This window comes from Olivibacter sitiensis DSM 17696, assembly GCF_000427965.1.
GTDB lineage: Bacteria > Bacteroidota > Bacteroidia > Sphingobacteriales > Sphingobacteriaceae > Olivibacter > Olivibacter sitiensis.
Window position 1 is genome coordinate 1 of sequence record NZ_ATZA01000065.1, and the last position, 15616, is coordinate 15616.

Annotated in this window: 23 protein-coding genes and 1 pseudogene; 21 read left to right on the top strand and 3 right to left on the bottom strand. The window is 37.5% G+C overall.

Annotated features, from left to right (window positions below; genetic code table 11):
* From A37S_RS27865 to chrA, 18 genes and pseudogenes are all read left to right on the top strand, one after another.
* Positions 1 to 230 (top strand): annotated as a pseudogene (locus A37S_RS27865) (IS3 family transposase); the annotation flags it as partial.
* Between the two features lie 112 nt (positions 231 to 342).
* Complete coding sequence (locus A37S_RS25620; protein WP_169719545.1) at positions 343 to 738, top strand: DUF1281 family ferredoxin-like fold protein; 396 nt, start codon at positions 343 to 345, stop codon at positions 736 to 738.
* The gene (locus A37S_RS0121050) at positions 735 to 944 is read left to right on the top strand and encodes a hypothetical protein (RefSeq protein ID WP_026706489.1); all 210 of its coding nucleotides are present in this window, start codon (positions 735 to 737) and stop codon (positions 942 to 944) included. Before A37S_RS25620 ends, A37S_RS0121050 begins: the two co-directional genes overlap by 4 nt.
* Positions 941 to 1465, top strand: a complete 525-nt coding sequence (locus tag A37S_RS0121055; protein WP_028298680.1) for a PRTRC system protein E — start codon at positions 941 to 943, stop codon at positions 1463 to 1465. The genes A37S_RS0121050 and A37S_RS0121055 overlap by 4 nt, the downstream gene beginning before the upstream one ends.
* 30 nt (positions 1466 to 1495) lie before the next feature.
* Positions 1496 to 1714 carry a PRTRC system protein C gene (locus tag A37S_RS0121060; protein ID WP_013406998.1) on the top strand — a complete coding sequence of 73 codons (219 nt, stop codon included), beginning with the start codon at positions 1496 to 1498 and terminating at the stop codon, positions 1712 to 1714.
* A 17-nt stretch (positions 1715 to 1731) separates the two neighbouring features.
* Positions 1732 to 2886 (top strand): hypothetical protein, encoded by a 1155-nt coding sequence (locus A37S_RS0121065; protein ID WP_028298681.1) that lies wholly within the window; start codon positions 1732 to 1734, stop codon positions 2884 to 2886.
* A 10-nt stretch (positions 2887 to 2896) separates the two neighbouring features.
* Entirely contained in the window at positions 2897 to 3610 is a 714-nt protein-coding gene (locus A37S_RS0121070; protein ID WP_028298682.1) for a PRTRC system protein B, read from the top strand.
* Positions 3610 to 4416 carry a PRTRC system ThiF family protein gene (locus A37S_RS0121075; RefSeq protein ID WP_028298683.1) on the top strand — a complete coding sequence of 269 codons (807 nt, stop codon included), beginning with the start codon at positions 3610 to 3612 and terminating at the stop codon, positions 4414 to 4416. The genes A37S_RS0121070 and A37S_RS0121075 overlap by 1 nt, the downstream gene beginning before the upstream one ends.
* 361 nt (positions 4417 to 4777) lie before the next feature.
* Positions 4778 to 5107: an ArsR/SmtB family transcription factor gene (locus tag A37S_RS0121080; protein WP_028298684.1), complete on the top strand. Its 330-nt coding sequence runs from the start codon at positions 4778 to 4780 to the stop codon at positions 5105 to 5107.
* A gap of 86 nt (positions 5108 to 5193) precedes the next feature.
* Complete coding sequence (locus tag A37S_RS0121085) at positions 5194 to 5667, top strand: DUF6428 family protein (protein ID WP_028298685.1); 474 nt, start codon at positions 5194 to 5196, stop codon at positions 5665 to 5667.
* Between the two features lie 18 nt (positions 5668 to 5685).
* Positions 5686 to 6300: an arsenate-mycothiol transferase ArsC gene (locus tag A37S_RS0121090; RefSeq protein ID WP_028298686.1), complete on the top strand. Its 615-nt coding sequence runs from the start codon at positions 5686 to 5688 to the stop codon at positions 6298 to 6300.
* Positions 6301 to 6303: 3 nt separating this feature from the next.
* Positions 6304 to 7335: an ACR3 family arsenite efflux transporter gene (gene arsB, locus A37S_RS0121095; RefSeq protein ID WP_028298687.1), complete on the top strand. Its 1032-nt coding sequence runs from the start codon at positions 6304 to 6306 to the stop codon at positions 7333 to 7335.
* 32 nt (positions 7336 to 7367) lie between these two features.
* A complete protein-coding gene (locus tag A37S_RS0121100) occupies positions 7368 to 8168 on the top strand; it encodes a helix-turn-helix domain-containing protein (RefSeq protein WP_028298688.1) in 801 nt (266 codons plus the stop codon).
* Between the two features lie 79 nt (positions 8169 to 8247).
* The gene (locus A37S_RS0121105) at positions 8248 to 8721 is read left to right on the top strand and encodes a hypothetical protein (protein ID WP_028298689.1); all 474 of its coding nucleotides are present in this window, start codon (positions 8248 to 8250) and stop codon (positions 8719 to 8721) included.
* Positions 8721 to 9320, top strand: a complete 600-nt coding sequence (locus A37S_RS25625) for a phosphatase PAP2 family protein (RefSeq protein WP_036603651.1) — start codon at positions 8721 to 8723, stop codon at positions 9318 to 9320. Before A37S_RS0121105 ends, A37S_RS25625 begins: the two co-directional genes overlap by 1 nt.
* On the top strand, positions 9301 to 9729 hold the full coding sequence (locus A37S_RS0121115; protein ID WP_036603654.1) for a DoxX family protein: 429 nt from the start codon (positions 9301 to 9303) through the stop codon (positions 9727 to 9729). Before A37S_RS25625 ends, A37S_RS0121115 begins: the two co-directional genes overlap by 20 nt.
* A 51-nt stretch (positions 9730 to 9780) precedes the next feature.
* On the top strand, positions 9781 to 11655 hold the full coding sequence (locus tag A37S_RS0121120; RefSeq protein WP_157278979.1) for a metallophosphoesterase family protein: 1875 nt from the start codon (positions 9781 to 9783) through the stop codon (positions 11653 to 11655).
* Positions 11656 to 11660: 5 nt separating this feature from the next.
* On the top strand, positions 11661 to 12794 hold the full coding sequence (gene chrA, locus A37S_RS0121125; RefSeq protein ID WP_028298692.1) for a chromate efflux transporter: 1134 nt from the start codon (positions 11661 to 11663) through the stop codon (positions 12792 to 12794).
* Positions 12795 to 12854: 60 nt separating this feature from the next.
* Here chrA and A37S_RS0121130 read toward each other — a convergent pair whose 3' ends face one another.
* From A37S_RS0121130 to A37S_RS0121140, 3 genes are all read right to left on the bottom strand, one after another.
* Entirely contained in the window at positions 12855 to 13253 is a 399-nt protein-coding gene (locus tag A37S_RS0121130) for a response regulator transcription factor (RefSeq protein WP_028298693.1), read from the bottom strand.
* Between the two features lie 274 nt (positions 13254 to 13527).
* On the bottom strand, positions 13528 to 13827 hold the full coding sequence (locus A37S_RS0121135) for a helix-turn-helix domain-containing protein (protein WP_028298694.1): 300 nt from the start codon (positions 13825 to 13827) through the stop codon (positions 13528 to 13530).
* A complete protein-coding gene (locus A37S_RS0121140) occupies positions 13808 to 14119 on the bottom strand; it encodes a helix-turn-helix domain-containing protein (RefSeq protein ID WP_028298695.1) in 312 nt (103 codons plus the stop codon). The genes A37S_RS0121135 and A37S_RS0121140 overlap by 20 nt, the downstream gene beginning before the upstream one ends.
* Before the next feature lie 205 nt (positions 14120 to 14324).
* Between A37S_RS0121140 and A37S_RS0121145 the strand changes: the two genes are divergently transcribed.
* The 3 genes from A37S_RS0121145 to A37S_RS0121155 all read left to right on the top strand — a co-directional run.
* Positions 14325 to 14891, top strand: a complete 567-nt coding sequence (locus A37S_RS0121145; protein WP_028298696.1) for a Crp/Fnr family transcriptional regulator — start codon at positions 14325 to 14327, stop codon at positions 14889 to 14891.
* A 78-nt stretch (positions 14892 to 14969) separates the two neighbouring features.
* Positions 14970 to 15359, top strand: a complete 390-nt coding sequence (locus A37S_RS25630) for an SDR family NAD(P)-dependent oxidoreductase (protein WP_051293370.1) — start codon at positions 14970 to 14972, stop codon at positions 15357 to 15359.
* Between the two features lie 41 nt (positions 15360 to 15400).
* The coding region (locus A37S_RS0121155; RefSeq protein WP_028298697.1) for a transposase at positions 15401 to 15616 on the top strand (216 nt) is incomplete at its 3' end.

A 15616-nucleotide genomic window follows, 5' to 3' on the forward strand; every position in this document is an offset into this window, starting at 1 on the left:
TAGTGAAATTAAACCACTTTTACCATCCAGAAGAACTTATCGAAGCCCTGGGAAACTTTGTGGACAACTATAACAACAGACGTTATCACGAATCGCTGCAAAACTTAACACCTGCAGATGTCTACTGTGGACGATCTGAAAGAATTTTGGAAAAAAGACAACAGGTAAAAATCGATTCTCTGAATAAAAGAAGACAATTGTATAATCAACAAAAATTAATAAATTTATAACTCGAAAGTCTCCTTAAGGTTTCATCCTAATGTGTCTAATTTAGTTTGAAGACGTACAGTATTCGAGGGGAAACCCGAAACAATCACAGCAATACAGGAACTTTTTCAATTAATGAAGAAAGAGGAAGAAGAAACAGAAGAAGGACAATTACCCGAATTTATTTCTAAAGACAATGGCGGTTATTTCTTCAATATCTATTGGAACGAGGGCGATGAAGGACAATTTCAGTATGAAACAAAGTGGTCGCCTAATATAGAAATCATTCAAAAGATAGCGGAACATTACGATGTGAATTTTACACACGACTATGAAGAAATAGGCAATCTAGTATATGGCAGAGCAACATTTTTTGACAAGGTACTCACAGATATTTATTTGGAAGACGAGGATTTTGAGCAATACAATTTCAATGAAGAAACAGATACGTACCATTTCGAGGGGAAAACATTCGATAGCGATTGTGAGATACTAGAAACACTTTTAGAACGAAAACTATCATTGCTATGAAAATAACAGACTTGAACGGTTGTCTTATTGAGGTAACGAACCTCAGAGAAGCTATTGAAATAGCAAGGCAGTACAAAGAGTATCGCCACGAGGATAAAAGTTTCTCCGAGTTTGACAAACGGCAAAAAGCCTATTGGGCAGATATGCACGAGAAACTAGAAAAAGCAAAGGAAAAAACAACAACAATTAAAATTTCAGAACTATGAACGCAAATTTTTTCAATCAGATAGCACAGTTGGACTTTACAGGAATTTTACAACTAAACATAGCCAAAGGAGCAGAAAGCAACCTAATTGTATCAGTAATACTCAACAACGAGCAATGCGGAGATAACGCCAAAAACCTCATTCCCCCATTGACATTTAACGCTACACCACAGGAGTTTGACGAGGGATTTTTTCAGCAGATAAACACGCCTATACAAAAGGCTTCGGGCTTAATGGTGGATATGGAAGTATTTATGAAGCAATTGGAAGAAGCTAAAAAACAATCAGCAATGGAGAAAGAAAAAGCAGAGAAAGAGAAAAAAGATAAGGAAGCCAAAGACAAGAAGTATAAAGACGGTATGGCAAAGGCTGACGAACTGGAGAAAGATGGCAAATTCCGTGATGCGTGGATGAAAGTACCCGATATAACGGAGTTCCCCGAAAAAGCGGACGAAATCCGTAAACGCAAATCGGAATTATCGGAGAAGTTTTCAACGCCAAGCCTTTTCGGAGCAGAGTAAACCAATTGTTTAACACTTAAAACGAGCATCATGTTATTAGCAACGCAATTAGAGAGGGTATTTATACTCAACGATAAAGGACAGCAAATTAAACTGACCGACCCAGAACCCAAATGGAGCGTGGAAGCCGTGATGAATTTCTATGCAAATTCTTATCCGATACTGACCACTGCCAAAGTATCTGCCCCTGTTATCCGTGACGATACAGTACAGTACCGATTTGAGAGTGTAATGGGAACGAAAGGTTAAACCAAAAATCAAAAAAAATGAATTATGCAAGGCAACATCATATCGGGCATCATCAAAACCCCACAACAACCCAAACAGCGGACTTTGCACAAACAATTGGGCGAGTTCGCAGACTGGATGCAAAGACCAAAGAACGCAGACGAAATAAGAAAAGACAAACTGAAATCGGTACCGATAACGGTGCTACCAATGGTTTTCTAAAATGCTCATTTCTGCCTAAACTGCAAGAAGCACAAACCGTACAGGCTTGTGGAAAACCCGAAAAGACGGAAAGGGATTTTTATCAGTCCCTTTCCAAATTGGCAGGGCATTACGGTATACAACCTATGCAGTCCAGGCAATACGGCTATCCCTACAATATCGCTTTGGCTTTGGATGATACAGAAGAACAGTTAAGGAAAAAGTTTTGTGATTGGGAAGAAATACGTTTGATACAGGATAGTAAGAAAACTTATTTCGTTAGCGAGGAACGGTACAGTACAGGTGCGACCCTGTATTACATTCCTGTAGTGCCGTTGTACCGACTATCCAAGAACCCCACCCGTAAGCAAGCCGTACAGTTATTGCAGTCGGTGTGTGCCTACCTGTACCATATTGCAGATGTTCCCTATTATCGACAGGAAAGCAGTTACCTATATTGGATGTATGAAATGGTAACAGAGTGGATTGTAAGCGATGACGAGAATGACGACACCACAAGGTATTTAAGCGAGATTAGGCAATCAGAACATATAGGCGAACGTATGGAGCAGAAAATTTACAACAAGCACAATTTGAGCCGATTTGCCCTCCGTTTAAACTCCTTTAAAATAAAAGATGACTTTGACCAAGATTGCTACAAACTGGCAAGTGAAGCCTTTGTCCTGTATGAACAATTTCCGAATGCCAACATAAACCGCAATGCCCTGCCAAACGGAGAGGCAAGCGAAGAAGATATGGAAAATAGTATAGGGATGGAAAAGTATGTTTCCTTTTGTGCCGATGCTAAAGGCATTTTGTTTCAAACACTTTTCGACAGCGTGAACACCGAGTTGCAAGAATACGGACAAATGGAAGAACCTACCATTGTGAAAAGGTTTGATGGTAGTGATATTACTGCCAATACCCTTGAATTTGAAAACCGTGTTTTTGCCTTAATTGAGGAATTGATATACATACTGAATAACTTTTAGATACTCTAACATGAAAGATATAACACAAAACTTCGGAACGCTTTACCACCCTTTATCGGCTTTGGTTTTTTACCAAACCAAAGGGAATAATAAATACACCTATGTAGAACATTTTGATATGGACAAGAACGGTAATCCTATCAATGCCCATCCTTTGACAGAAAGAGAAGCTAAAGAATTGGCAAAAGCACTCAATACCAAAAAGGAAAAGAGCAAGGCATTTTTAAAATCTAACGGCATTCTGCCTACCAACGTCCTGCACATTAATCCGAGTGAAAACGGTACGGTGCTTTGGTACACCAAGCCACGAAAAGTAAAAATGTTCTTTACTGAAAGTCTTGAAATACCAAACGGTACGGCGAAAGTACCTGCAATGCTTTGGTATGCAAGCAAGCAGAGCCTTATTGTTTTCGCCCTTGAAAAAGACCACAGACCTACCGAGAATACCGTATTATTTCACGCACCATTTTTCAATATTTACGAGGACGGACACGTATGTATGGGAACTGTAGATATCAATATCAAAAATTCTGCTTCGGTTGAAGAATTTATGCAAGCGTGGGAAAGCTACTTTTTTAACAGCTATTTCAGCCACTTAGTAAACGAACACAACCCCGTAAAAGGAAACTGTGTAAGCCTTTGGAAAGACCTCATCGGCACAGACAAAGCCTTTCCTAAAGATGTATTGAAAAAGACAAACAAGACCATAAAAACGATATTGTAATGAGCAAAGAAATTTTAAAAGTTCATTTTACGGACAGCGATTTGATAAACCCTACCAACCCGATAACAGTAAACGTAATCGGTGCAGGTGGTACAGGCTCAAAAGTAATGACTGCCTTGCTTGAAATGAACCACAGCCTAAACGAGTTAGGACACGCAGGGTTGTTTATTCGTCTTTGGGATAATGATATAATTACCCAAGCCAATTTAGGAAGACAGCGTTTTGCAGAAAGTGAAGTCGGTTTGTACAAGTCCGTTGCTATCATTAACCGTATAAATCGCTTCTCAGGTACGAACTGGAAAGCGGAAGCAAGGAAATTTGAAAAAGACAATAGCGACAGTTTCCCCGAAAATGCAGGAGCAAGTATTTATATTTCCTGTGTGGATAGCGTAAAAGCAAGATTTGAAATTGCGGAAATATTAAGTGAATTGAGCAATGGAAGACCCTATTCCAACCGCCCACGTTATTGGTTGGACTTCGGCAACAGTCAACATACAGGACAAGTTTTACTATCTACCATAGGAAAAATTCGCCAACCCAATTCAGAGAAATACGAAACGGTGGCAAGCCTGCCAATGGTTACGGATGAATTTGGCGAACTGCTTAAACAGTCCGAAGTGGATGACGATACACCGAGTTGTTCCCTTGCCGAAGCCTTGGAAAAACAGGACTTGTTTATCAATTCCTCATTGGTGCAGATGGGTTGTTCACTGTTATGGGGTATGTTTAGGAACGGTTTGACACCATACAGAGGTTTTTTTCACAACCTGAAAGATTTCCGCACCCACCCTATAAAAGTCGCCTGATTGGAAAATCGGGCGGCAAAAAGACACTCCCTCCCGATGGTCGGGACAGTCTTTTTGCATCAAACGGTGCAACCTCTTTGATAAAATGGGATACCTACCCACCATCCATTCCGGCACATTTTACCAAACAGGTTGCGACATTATTTGAGGGATATTCATTATCCCTTTCGTTGTTTTAGGGAACTTCTTTTCTTACCACATTGGCGACCTAAGAAAAGATTCTGTGTTATGATCCAAGTTTTTATATGATTTTTTTTAGTTGATTTTGAAGGGTCTTATAGTGAGCTTTCAGAAATATAAATAAAAAATCTTTTGATTTTAAATTTAATATCGTAATATTGCGATGTAAATAATTTTAAAAATGGGAGTTACAAAAACAGAAATATATAAAGACGAGCAAAATAAACTTGCATCGCTTCTTAAAGTTTTAGGGCATCCAGCCAGAATAGCAATCCTGCAATATATTATCAACCAAAAAGCATGTATTTGTAATGATCTGGTTGAGGAATTAGGTTTAGCACAGGCAACTATTTCACAACATTTAAAAGAATTAAAAACCATAGGAATTATTCAAGGTTCAATTGAAGGAAAATCAGTTTGTTATTGTATTGACGAAAAGGCATGGAAACAATTTCAAGAGGAATTTAATGGCTTTTTCAATCAGGATGTAAACGTAAAGCAGTGCTGTTAAGGCATTTTTTTATACTTTAATATCGTTATATTGCTATATATCATTTATAATTAATTGTCTATTTTATCATTTTAAAAGTTTTTATTATGAAATTATCAGAAATCAAAGAAATTTTACCAACATTAGAAAATGTTGAATTTCAATTAGAAAATGGAACATTTGTTCCTGAACACTTTCACGTTACTGAAGTGGGGCAAATAATCAAAAATTTTATTGATTGTGGCGGTGTGATCCGTAATGAAAAAGCAGTCAACTTTCAATTGTGGAATGCCGATGATTATGAGCACAGGTTGAAACCAGGAAAGCTATTAAGTATAATTAAACTTTCAGAAGATAAATTAGGAATTGAAGATGCTGAGATAGAAGTGGAATATCAAAGCGAAACTATTGGTAAATACGATTTGGATTTCAATGGAAATACATTTGTACTGAAAAACAAAGCGACTGCCTGCTTGGCTCAGGATGCTTGCGGAATTCCTTCTGGAAAACAAAATAAAAGCCTTTCCGAATTAACAGCAAATCAATCAAATTCATGCACTCCAAATTCAGGATGCTGTTAAACCCTAAATCAAATATCCATGTATCCAACATTATCAGAGACAATTCAACAGTTAGAATGGGAGAAAATCAATAACGATGAGCGTAAAAGCACCTTACAGCCGTTGATTGATTTTATTCAATTAAAAATAAATAGCAAGCAGCAAATAAATATCAACTTCATTTGCACCCATAATTCCCGCAGAAGCCATTTGTCCCAGGTTTGGGCACAAGTAGCCAGTGCGTACTTCAATATTGCAAATGTACATTGCTTTTCCGGCGGAACGGAAGAAACAGCACTATTTCCGAAAGTGGCAGAAACATTGGCTAATCAAGGTTTTAGCATCTTCAAAATTGCAGACACACATAATCCTGTATATGCTATAAAGTACAGTGAAAATGCTTTGCCAATAATCGGTTTTTCCAAAAAATACGATAGCCCTTTTAATCCGGTTTCAGCGTTCGCAGCTATTATGACCTGTTCGCAGGCAGACGGTGGTTGCCCTTTTATAGCAGGAGCAGAAAAAAGAATTCCCATCACTTTTGAAGATCCTAAAATTTCAGATAATACACCGGAGCAATCAATGGTATATGCAGAAAGGAGTTTACAGATAGCAAGCGAAATGTTTTATGTCTTTTCAAAAATCAGCCGATAACCTATGCAACCAAAACTAAAATTCCTTGACCGTTACCTGACCTTATGGATATTCCTTGCCATGGCATTAGGTGTAGGATTGGGTCATTTCTTTCCCACAATTTCCAATGTTACAAACAGCTTGTCAGTAGGTACTACCAATATTCCATTAGCAATAGGATTAATACTAATGATGTACCCACCATTGGCAAAAGTGGATTATTCCTTACTACCTACAGCGTTTAAGGATAAAAAAGTAATCGGCATATCCTTATTGTTGAATTGGGTAATCGGTACAGTATTAATGTTCGGATTAGCTGTTTTGTTTTTACGCAACGAACCCGATTATATGACAGGCTTAATACTGATAGGCTTGGCAAGATGTATCGCCATGGTAATTGTGTGGAGCGATTTGGCAAAAGCTAACCGGGAATATACTGCTATGTTAGTAGCATTAAATAGCATCTTTCAGATAATTTCTTATAGCTTCTTAGTATGGTTATTCATCAATGTATTACCAAGTAAATTAGGTCTTGCTAACTTCAATGTAAGCGTTTCGATGAAGGATGTTACAGAAAGTGTACTTATTTATTTAGGTATTCCGTTTTTAGCAGGCTTTTTAAGCCGGTACTTTTTAGTTAAATCAAAAGGTATAGAATGGTATAACAGAACATTCGTACCCAAAATATCGCCTATTACTTTGTATGCTTTACTCTTTACTATCGTATTGATGTTTAGCTTGAAAGGCGACAAAATAGTAGAGTTACCAATGGATGTGATAAAAGTAGCCATACCCTTAATCGTCTATTTTGTATTGATGTTTTTCGTGAGCTTTTTTATCAATAAATCTTTGAAATTGCCTTACGGCAAAAACGCTTCTATCGCCTTTACTGCCACAGGAAACAATTTTGAATTAGCAATAGCTGTAGCTGTAGCGGTTTTCGGTATTCATTCGCCACAGGCATTTGTTGGCGTTATCGGCCCATTAGTTGAGGTTCCTGTTCTGATACTTTTGGTTAGGGCAAGTTTGTGGTTAAAAAAGAGATATTATAGCTAATTTTATAAAGACAATATAGAAGTTCCAGCAAATTGAAAAACTCTATTTCCATAAAAACCAAAATTGAAGCGGCAGCATTATTAAAAGTTGCACCGTTCCGGAAAGAAATTCGCAAGACCGAACCGCACAAACACAACAGCTATTTTGAAATTATTTATTTGAGAGAAGGAAACGGTTTCCATACCATAGACCATACTTCATTTTCAATTAAGCCACCCACCGTATTTTTTGTTCGTAAAGAACAGGTACATCATTGGGATATGACAGATACACCTGACGGCTTTGTTCTGCTTTTAAAGAAGGGATTTCTCGACCAATCGATGGACAGTGAGCTGAAAAGTCTTTTATCCAAACTCAGCGAATTAAGTTGCATCTATCTGAAAGAAACAGGAAGTATAGATACATTATTTCAGCTGCTCACTACAGAAAAAGACTTTACCGTCACCGAAGGATTACTAAAAGCACTATTTGCTAAAATATTGATTTCAGCAAAACCTTTGACTAATAAAACCAGTAAAACCGATGATGTAATTACAGTTTTCTGGGAATTGCTCAACCAAACAAACGACCTTCGAAACAATGTTGCTCACTATGCAGAAAAACTCCATACGACACCACAAAATCTAAATGCTATTTGTCGTAAAACACTAAGCCAATCAGCAGCAGAAGTAATTGCTGAGCATATCATCAGCGAGGCAAAAAGACAATTGATTTATACAGAAGGTAGTGTTTCTGAAATTGCCTATAGTTTGAATTTTAATGACACTTCCCACTTTGTAAAGTATTTCAAACGGCACACAGGCCTTACGCCACAAACCTTACGGAATACCTAAAATACACCTTTTCATTTTCAAATATACCGTATATTATAATTTGTATTGTACGAAATTTGTATAGCGTAAAATACAGGTTATGAAATATTTGACATTTTTATTTATACTTTCTTTTTTTTCAGCTTGTAATCAAAAACACGAAGCTGTTCAAGGACAGTGGATAAAAGGAAACGAGCAGGAGAAACTTGAAACGATAGAAAATCAATTTCGTGGATTTGACATGGCAATGGTTGAAACCGGATATCGTTATCAGGAATTATATTGGGCAGTACAAGACGAAAACTGGGAGTATGCTGATTATCAATTGGAAAAAATCCAAAAGGCGATAGAAAATGGATTGGAAAGAAGACCAAAACGGACAGCTTCCGCACAACATTTTTTAACCGTTACACTCCCTCAAATGAATGAGGCTCTAAAAAAAAGAGATACAGTTGTTTTTAATAAGAACTTCCAAATGCTTACCAATAGTTGCGTTAGCTGTCATGCAATGGAAAAAGTACCTTTTTTTACTGTAAAAACTCCTGTAGAAAGACAATCACCCATCAGAAAATAATGCTTGAAGATATCAAACAGATAGATACAAATATTCTATTATGGCTAAATGGAAGCCATAATGAATTTTGGGACGAAGTAATGTGGTTTGCCAGCGGCAAATACACTTGGCTTCCTTTTTATGTTGCACTGATAATTTTGCTTGTCTGGAAGTATAAAAAGGATGCTATCCTGATGATCTTACTAATCGCCTTGCTCATCACAATGAGTGATCAGCTGGCTTCCGGCATATTTAAACCTCTATTTGAAAGGCTGCGTCCAAGTCATAATGCAGCATTGGAAGGAGAGCTGCATATAGTAAACAATTATCGAGGCGGCAAGTTCGGTTTTATTTCTTCTCATGCCTCCAATGTCTTTGCTTTGGCATTTTATTTAACCATATTAACTAAACAAAATCTAAAATGGCTCCCAATCATTCTTATCCCATGGGCAATTTTTGTCAGTTTGAGCAGGGTTTATTTAGGCGTACACTATCCAACTGACATTTTAGTTCCAGCTATTTTAAGTATGCTTATTGCGGGGGTGGTAGCCCATCTATATAAAACATTCAATCCAAAATTCATAAAACTATTTAATCATCATGTTTCAAAAAATAACTAAGACAGACCAATCAAAAACTACCATACTTATTCGACTGATGGTAGGTGCCGTATTTCTTTCGGAAGGAATACAGAAGTTTTTATTTGCAGACACCTTAGGTGCTGGACGTTTTGCAAAAATAGGTCTGCCTAATCCTGATTTTTTGGGCAGTTTCGTTGGCAGCTTTGAAATTATTTGTGGTTTTTTAATTCTTATTGGACTTCTGACAAGATTGGCGAGCATTCCTCTTATCATTATTATGTTCGTTGCTATTGCAACAACCAAATCAGAAGTTTTAGCAGAAAAAGGATTTTGGGAAATGATGCATGGAAGCCGTACAGACTGGGCGATGCTTTTGGGGAGTATCTTTCTATTGATAAAAGGTGGAGGTCGTTGGTCTATAGATAGTTTGACAAATACTCCTAAATAACTAGGACAATTTCAATCACTTAAATATAACATATCATTTTAGACAATTTATATGAATAAGATACTATTTTCTGCTATTGCGTTAGTGTTTGCTACAACAGCAATGGCGCAACTTCCTAAAATTCCTGCGGCATACAGTAACCTGGGCTATGATACTAATGGAAGGTTATATTTTGAAAATAAGGATGAAAAATACTTTGCTGAAGAATTTAAAAATCCGCTAACGACCGAACAACTTCTTGGTAAACCGAAAGGTACTGAAAATGGAGTTCAGATGGATTTTGGGACTTTAAAAGGAACGGTAACCTATGGCTTAATCCCTTACGGAAAAGTTCCGCATCCCCTTCCCGTATATCGAAAAACCGTCAAAATTGAAGACGGTAAAATAGAGCTCAATATAAAAGAGGATTTCAAGTATCCGTATGATTTTGTAGACTGGAAGAAAAATGGGTACCTGAACCTTGGCTACCGAATTGCTGATGAGCAAGGCATGCTTTTGTTTGATGGCATAGTTGCTTTAAAAGGTGAAGGACCATTTGAAGTCATACCGGCAATTTATGAAGGACCTTTTGTAAATATGGTAACTGATAACTCTGCTGTAATCTGGTGCAAAACCACACGTCCTGTAAAAGCCGAAATTGAAATCAATGGCAAAGTTTATAAAGATGAGCAGGAAACAACGCTGCATCGCTGGAATATAGCAGGACTTACCCCAAATACAAAGCACAACTATAAGGTAAAATATGGGATACAATCGCAATCGTATCATCTTAAAACTGCACCATCTAATGGCAGCAGAGAAGCGTTCGTATTTGGTTATGCAAGCGACAGCCGCCATGCTACAGGTGGAGGTGAACGTAAAATACTTGGAGCCAACGCCTACATAATGAAAAAAATGGCTGCACTTGCTCACATGAAGGACGTGCGCTTTATGCAATTCACCGGTGATATGATTAACGGCTATTTGAGCAGCAAAGAACAGCAGAGACTGGAATATTCTAACTGGAAAAAATCCATTGAACCATTTTGGCACTACATGCCCTTTTATATCGGAATGGGTAATCATGAAGCATTAGGTCTTGTTTTTAAAGATGAAAAAGGTAAACAACAGGCATTTATTGATGCTTTTCCTTATGAGACCCAATCCGCAGAAGCTCTTTTTGCAGAGGAATTTGTAAATCCTGAAAATGGTCCAGATAGCGAGGATGATAACAAATATGACCCTGACACTAAAAATATAGACTTTCCTTCCTATAAGGAAAATGTTTTTTATTACACATACGGAAATGTAGCTATGGTAGTACTCAACAGCAATTACTGGTATGCTCCTTCCTTGTCTAATCAAACAACTTCGAGCGGAGGATTGCATGGGTATTTAATGGATAACCAACTTCAATGGCTTCGTGAAACGATATCAAAACTGGAAAAAGACAAAAATATTGACCACATTTTTCTTACACAACATACTCCTGCATTTCCTAATGGAGGACACAGTAAAGATGTGATGTGGTACAGCGGTAACAACGAAAAAAGACCCTACATTGGAGGAAAGCCCGTTGATAAAGGAATTATAGAACGCAGAGATGAATATTTAGATATTTTGATTAATCAAAGTAAGAAAGTGGTGGGGATGCTTACAGGTGATGAACATAACTATAACTGGTTAAAACTGACGGCTGATATGCCAATTTACCCCGAGAATTATCCGCATAAAAAACTTAACGTATCGCGCCCAATCTATCAAATCAATAATGGTGCAGCAGGAGCTCCTTATTATGGTCAGGAAGTATTGCCATGGAGTAAGCATACCCAGTCCTTTAGCGTGGAAAATGCACTTTGCCTGTTTTATGTGGAGGGAAAAAAAATAACAATGAAAGTATTCAATCCGGACACTTTAAATCAAATAGATGAAGTCGAATTAAGATAATTAAAATGCAAGAGAATGTAAACGTAAAAGAAATCGCAAAAGTTTTCGGTAAGTTGGGGATTATAGGGTTTGGAGGTCCAGCAGCACATATTGCCATGATGCGGGATGAAGTGGTGGTTAAACGAAAGTGGATGAACGAACAGCACTTTTTGGATCTGCTGGGTGCTACCAACCTTATTCCAGGGCCCAACAGTACTGAAATGGCAATCCATATTGGATACGATAAAGGTGGTTGGAAAGGCTTATTGACCGCCGGTTTATGCTTTATTCTGCCTGCCGTTTTAATAACAGGAATTTTAGCGTATTTGTATAGTCTATACGGACAGCTACCCGAAGTACAACCTTTTATCTATGGTATCAAACCTGCTATAATAGCCATTATTCTGGCAGCAATTTATCCATTGGCAAAACAATCTGTCAAATCCATAAATTTAGGTTTTATTGGTATTACTGTTTTGTTAGCCGCAGTGTTTGGAGTTAATGAAATTTATTTAATGTTTGGTGCAGGTTTGTTAGCGTTTGGATTGTACAAGATTCAGAGTAAACAAAAAAATGACACTTTACAAAGTATTGTTCCACTTACCTTTCTTCAAATAACACAGACAACTTTTGGGACAGCGGTCAATGCCAAATTGTTTTGGACGTTCCTAAAAATTGGCTCCATACTTTATGGGAGTGGGTATGTATTGTTTGCCTTTTTAGATACTGAGTTGGTAGCAACAGGTATGCTCACAAGACAGCAATTGATGGATGCCATTGCGGTAGGACAGTTCACACCCGGTCCTGTTTTTTCATCGGTAACGTTTATTGGCTTTCAAATCAATGGGCTTTCAGGAGCCATTATCTCAACTATTGCCATTTTCCTGCCATCATTTGTTTTTGTGGCACTGCTTAATCCGTTAATGAAAAAGCTACGAAATTCTAAAGGGTTATCTGCCTTTTTAGATGCCGTGAATGTAGCATCGGTAGCCATAATTATAGCGGTGTGCTATGAAATGGGTAAAGAATCGATTACTGATTGGCGAACGATTTTGATTGCAATTTTGAGCATTGCAATAACTTTTGGATACAAAAAATTAAATAGTGCTTTTGTAGTTTTGGGTGGTTCCCTGTTAGGATATGTGTTATTTCAAATTTGATAAAAATTTAGATTATTATCTTTGTAAGAAAAAACTGTACAAATTCGTAACTTTCTCAAACTAACTGTCCGCACCGATAACAGTTTCTATTACTCTTTCAAAATCATCAACATCGCTACCAAGTAGCAGATAACTTGAAAACCCAATGTCTAAAAGGGATTTCCCAACTTTCTCATCATCGATATCACTATGGGCAACCAGTTTGATTGCAGGGTATTCTTTCCTTAATTCTTGAAGCTGTTTAAGTACATTTTGGTCGTAAAAATCCAAGTTAATAATACAGAATTTGGGGAGTTCATTCAATGAAGACAACTGTGATAACCCATTCTCAATGTTTTCTGACCGAGATAAGATTTCCATTCCAGATGCAGCGAGATCTTTGCAGATGTTATCGGTTACAGGGCTTTTGTCATTGATAAAAGACAGGGAAATTGTTTCTTGTACAGTACCAGTTTTCATATCGTTACCTTTTTTTGAGTTAGATGAAGTTCCTGCACAAAAAGAAAGCGCAGGCAACTACACTTACCGCACATTGAGGCACTGGTATACCCGACAACGAATAAGCGAGCGCCCACGCCTATGGCATGAGCGTTCTTCCTTATCGTCCCGTTGTCTAAAAATTACCAGTTTTCAATGTGGGACTTAAAGCAAAAACACTTTAAGTATTTCTATATTTTACATAGCAAAGATACTAAACTCGTTTCGATATAGAAATATGATTGCCCAAAATCCATTACTTGTTCTTTTGTCCATTGCAGACATAGTTTTGTTCAAGTACCCGTAAAAGGTCGGTTTGCTTAAAAATGATTTTGCCGCCTATCTGGATGTATGGGAGTACTTGGTCATCACGATATTGCTGTAAAGTCCGTCTGCTGATATGTAACAGCTTGCAAACGTCTTCGCCCGAAAGATATATTTCACCGTTCATTACAGGACGGTAGTTTTTTAATATTTGTTCGATACGATTTCGTAGCTGCGTTATCATTTCATGATGTGCAACGATTTCGTCACTATCATTCGTGAATAAATCCATTTTCAGTAGTATTATCCGGCTGTCCGGCTTCGAGCAAAGCCTGTACATCCGAGCGTTTATAATAATTTTTTCGGTTCAGTTTTGAATACGCTAAAAGTCCTTTGCTTTTGTAGGTCTGTAAAGTCCGTTTGGTAATGTTCATCATAAGGCACACTTCCTGGTTATCGAGCCATTGTTCCTCTTTAAAAATGGGCGTATATTTCTGTGTGGCATTTTCGGTCAGTTCCAAAAGTGCTTTTAGCTCATTTTTCATGCCGTCTAGTGCGGACTTTTGTATTGCTAAGACTTCCATATCCAACTTGATTTTTGTTTGAAAATCTAATTTAAAAAGTCTTTTTTCGTATTTTTCTATATTGTACTCATTGGCACTGGGAGGCAGTATTTGGCTGGACAAGAGCAATTATTTCATGGTTTTAATAAATCAATAATTAGCTATCACAGTTCATTTTTTACCAAATGGTAAATATGCCAAATGATATTATTTTTAACTTGCACATATGGAAGAACTGATTGAATATATTCTGCAATTTGGAAATCTTAACAAGCAGCAAATTGAACTTGTAATAAGCAAGGGGCAAATCCTGCAATTAAAAAAAGAGGATTATTTTTCTGAGGCAGGGAAAATTCCAAAGCAGGTTGGGTTTATAGTAGAAGGAGTTATTCGTGGCTGTTATTACAATAATAAAGGCGAAGAAATTACCCGTTGTTTCATCACCGAAAACAGCCTGGTATGTGACTATGTCAACTTCGAGGCAAATGCTTCATCTTCCGAGTACTTGCAAGCTATTACAGATTGTAGCCTTATTGTATTTTCAAAGAAAAATTGGGAAGAGCTATCCCATATTATAGTGGGCTGGGACAATATTAAAAATAAAATGGTGCAGCTGTGCATGTACCAAAAGTCAAGAAAAGGTCCGGTAATTTCACATGACGCTACAACAAGGTACCTTGAATTTTTGGATAATTATCCTTCATTGACCAACCGTGTTTCATTATCATACATAGCTTCCTATCTAGGAGTTACACAACAATCTCTTAGCAGAATACGGAAAAACATCCGATGATGCACTTTTTACCATTTGGTAAATGATGCCACTGTCTAATACCTGAATTTTGTATTGAAAATTTTAAAATTACAAAATATGAAAACAGTATTAATTACAGGAGCAAACAAAGGCATCGGTTTTGAAACTGCCAGACAACTTTTGGAGAAGGGATTTTTCGTATTCATTGGAAGCCGTAATATCGAGAACGGTTTGCAGGCAGTTCAGAAACTTAATGCAGAAGGATTTTCAAATGTAGAAGCCGTAGAACTTGATGTTACTGACCCTGCATCGGTACGGACGGCACGGGAAGAAATAGGTAACAAGGTTTCGGTTTTGGATGTACTTATCAATAACGCAGGTATCAACGGAGGAAGTGATCCCTACACTGTATTGGAAGCCACAAGTGACGAATATCTGAATGCATTTAAAACAAATTTGGTAGGTACAGCTGTAAATCGTCAGCAAAAAGTGGACACGATATTTTAAAAACTTAAGGAGTGTTTTCATCAAAAACGTTAGATTTAATTATGGGAACACCAAAGAAGAAGAGCACGGAATCATTTGTAAAAGACATTCGTAAGAATACGCGCAGGATCTTTACCGCCGAACAGAAGATTTTGATCGTTATGGAGGGTCTTAGAGCCGAGACCTCTGTGGCAGAATTGTGCAGAAAGCACAGCATCGCCCAGTCCCAGTTCTACGCCTGGAACAAAGAGTTTATGGAAGCTGGCAAGAAGCGTCTG

Coding starts and splice junctions, on each gene's coding strand:
- A37S_RS0121065 (WP_028298681.1), top strand. CDS start 1,732: ATGAATTATGCAAGGCAACATCATATCGGGCATCATCAAAACCCCACA.
- A37S_RS0121145 (WP_028298696.1), top strand. CDS start 14,325: ATGGAAGAACTGATTGAATATATTCTGCAATTTGGAAATCTTAACAAG.
- A37S_RS0121080 (WP_028298684.1), top strand. CDS start 4,778: ATGGGAGTTACAAAAACAGAAATATATAAAGACGAGCAAAATAAACTT.
- chrA (WP_028298692.1), top strand. CDS start 11,661: ATGCAAGAGAATGTAAACGTAAAAGAAATCGCAAAAGTTTTCGGTAAG.
- arsB (WP_028298687.1), top strand. CDS start 6,304: ATGCAACCAAAACTAAAATTCCTTGACCGTTACCTGACCTTATGGATA.
- A37S_RS25625 (WP_036603651.1), top strand. CDS start 8,721: ATGCTTGAAGATATCAAACAGATAGATACAAATATTCTATTATGGCTA.
- A37S_RS0121060 (WP_013406998.1), top strand. CDS start 1,496: ATGTTATTAGCAACGCAATTAGAGAGGGTATTTATACTCAACGATAAA.
- A37S_RS0121140 (WP_028298695.1), bottom strand. CDS start 14,119: ATGGAAGTCTTAGCAATACAAAAGTCCGCACTAGACGGCATGAAAAAT.
- A37S_RS25630 (WP_051293370.1), top strand. CDS start 14,970: ATGAAAACAGTATTAATTACAGGAGCAAACAAAGGCATCGGTTTTGAA.
- A37S_RS0121105 (WP_028298689.1), top strand. CDS start 8,248: ATGAAATATTTGACATTTTTATTTATACTTTCTTTTTTTTCAGCTTGT.
- A37S_RS0121120 (WP_157278979.1), top strand. CDS start 9,781: ATGAATAAGATACTATTTTCTGCTATTGCGTTAGTGTTTGCTACAACA.
- A37S_RS0121085 (WP_028298685.1), top strand. CDS start 5,194: ATGAAATTATCAGAAATCAAAGAAATTTTACCAACATTAGAAAATGTT.
- A37S_RS0121130 (WP_028298693.1), bottom strand. CDS start 13,253: ATGAAAACTGGTACTGTACAAGAAACAATTTCCCTGTCTTTTATCAAT.
- A37S_RS0121090 (WP_028298686.1), top strand. CDS start 5,686: ATGTATCCAACATTATCAGAGACAATTCAACAGTTAGAATGGGAGAAA.
- A37S_RS0121115 (WP_036603654.1), top strand. CDS start 9,301: ATGTTTCAAAAAATAACTAAGACAGACCAATCAAAAACTACCATACTT.
- A37S_RS0121070 (WP_028298682.1), top strand. CDS start 2,897: ATGAAAGATATAACACAAAACTTCGGAACGCTTTACCACCCTTTATCG.
- A37S_RS25620 (WP_169719545.1), top strand. CDS start 343: ATGAAGAAAGAGGAAGAAGAAACAGAAGAAGGACAATTACCCGAATTT.
- A37S_RS0121075 (WP_028298683.1), top strand. CDS start 3,610: ATGAGCAAAGAAATTTTAAAAGTTCATTTTACGGACAGCGATTTGATA.
- A37S_RS0121055 (WP_028298680.1), top strand. CDS start 941: ATGAACGCAAATTTTTTCAATCAGATAGCACAGTTGGACTTTACAGGA.
- A37S_RS0121135 (WP_028298694.1), bottom strand. CDS start 13,827: ATGGATTTATTCACGAATGATAGTGACGAAATCGTTGCACATCATGAA.
- A37S_RS0121050 (WP_026706489.1), top strand. CDS start 735: ATGAAAATAACAGACTTGAACGGTTGTCTTATTGAGGTAACGAACCTC.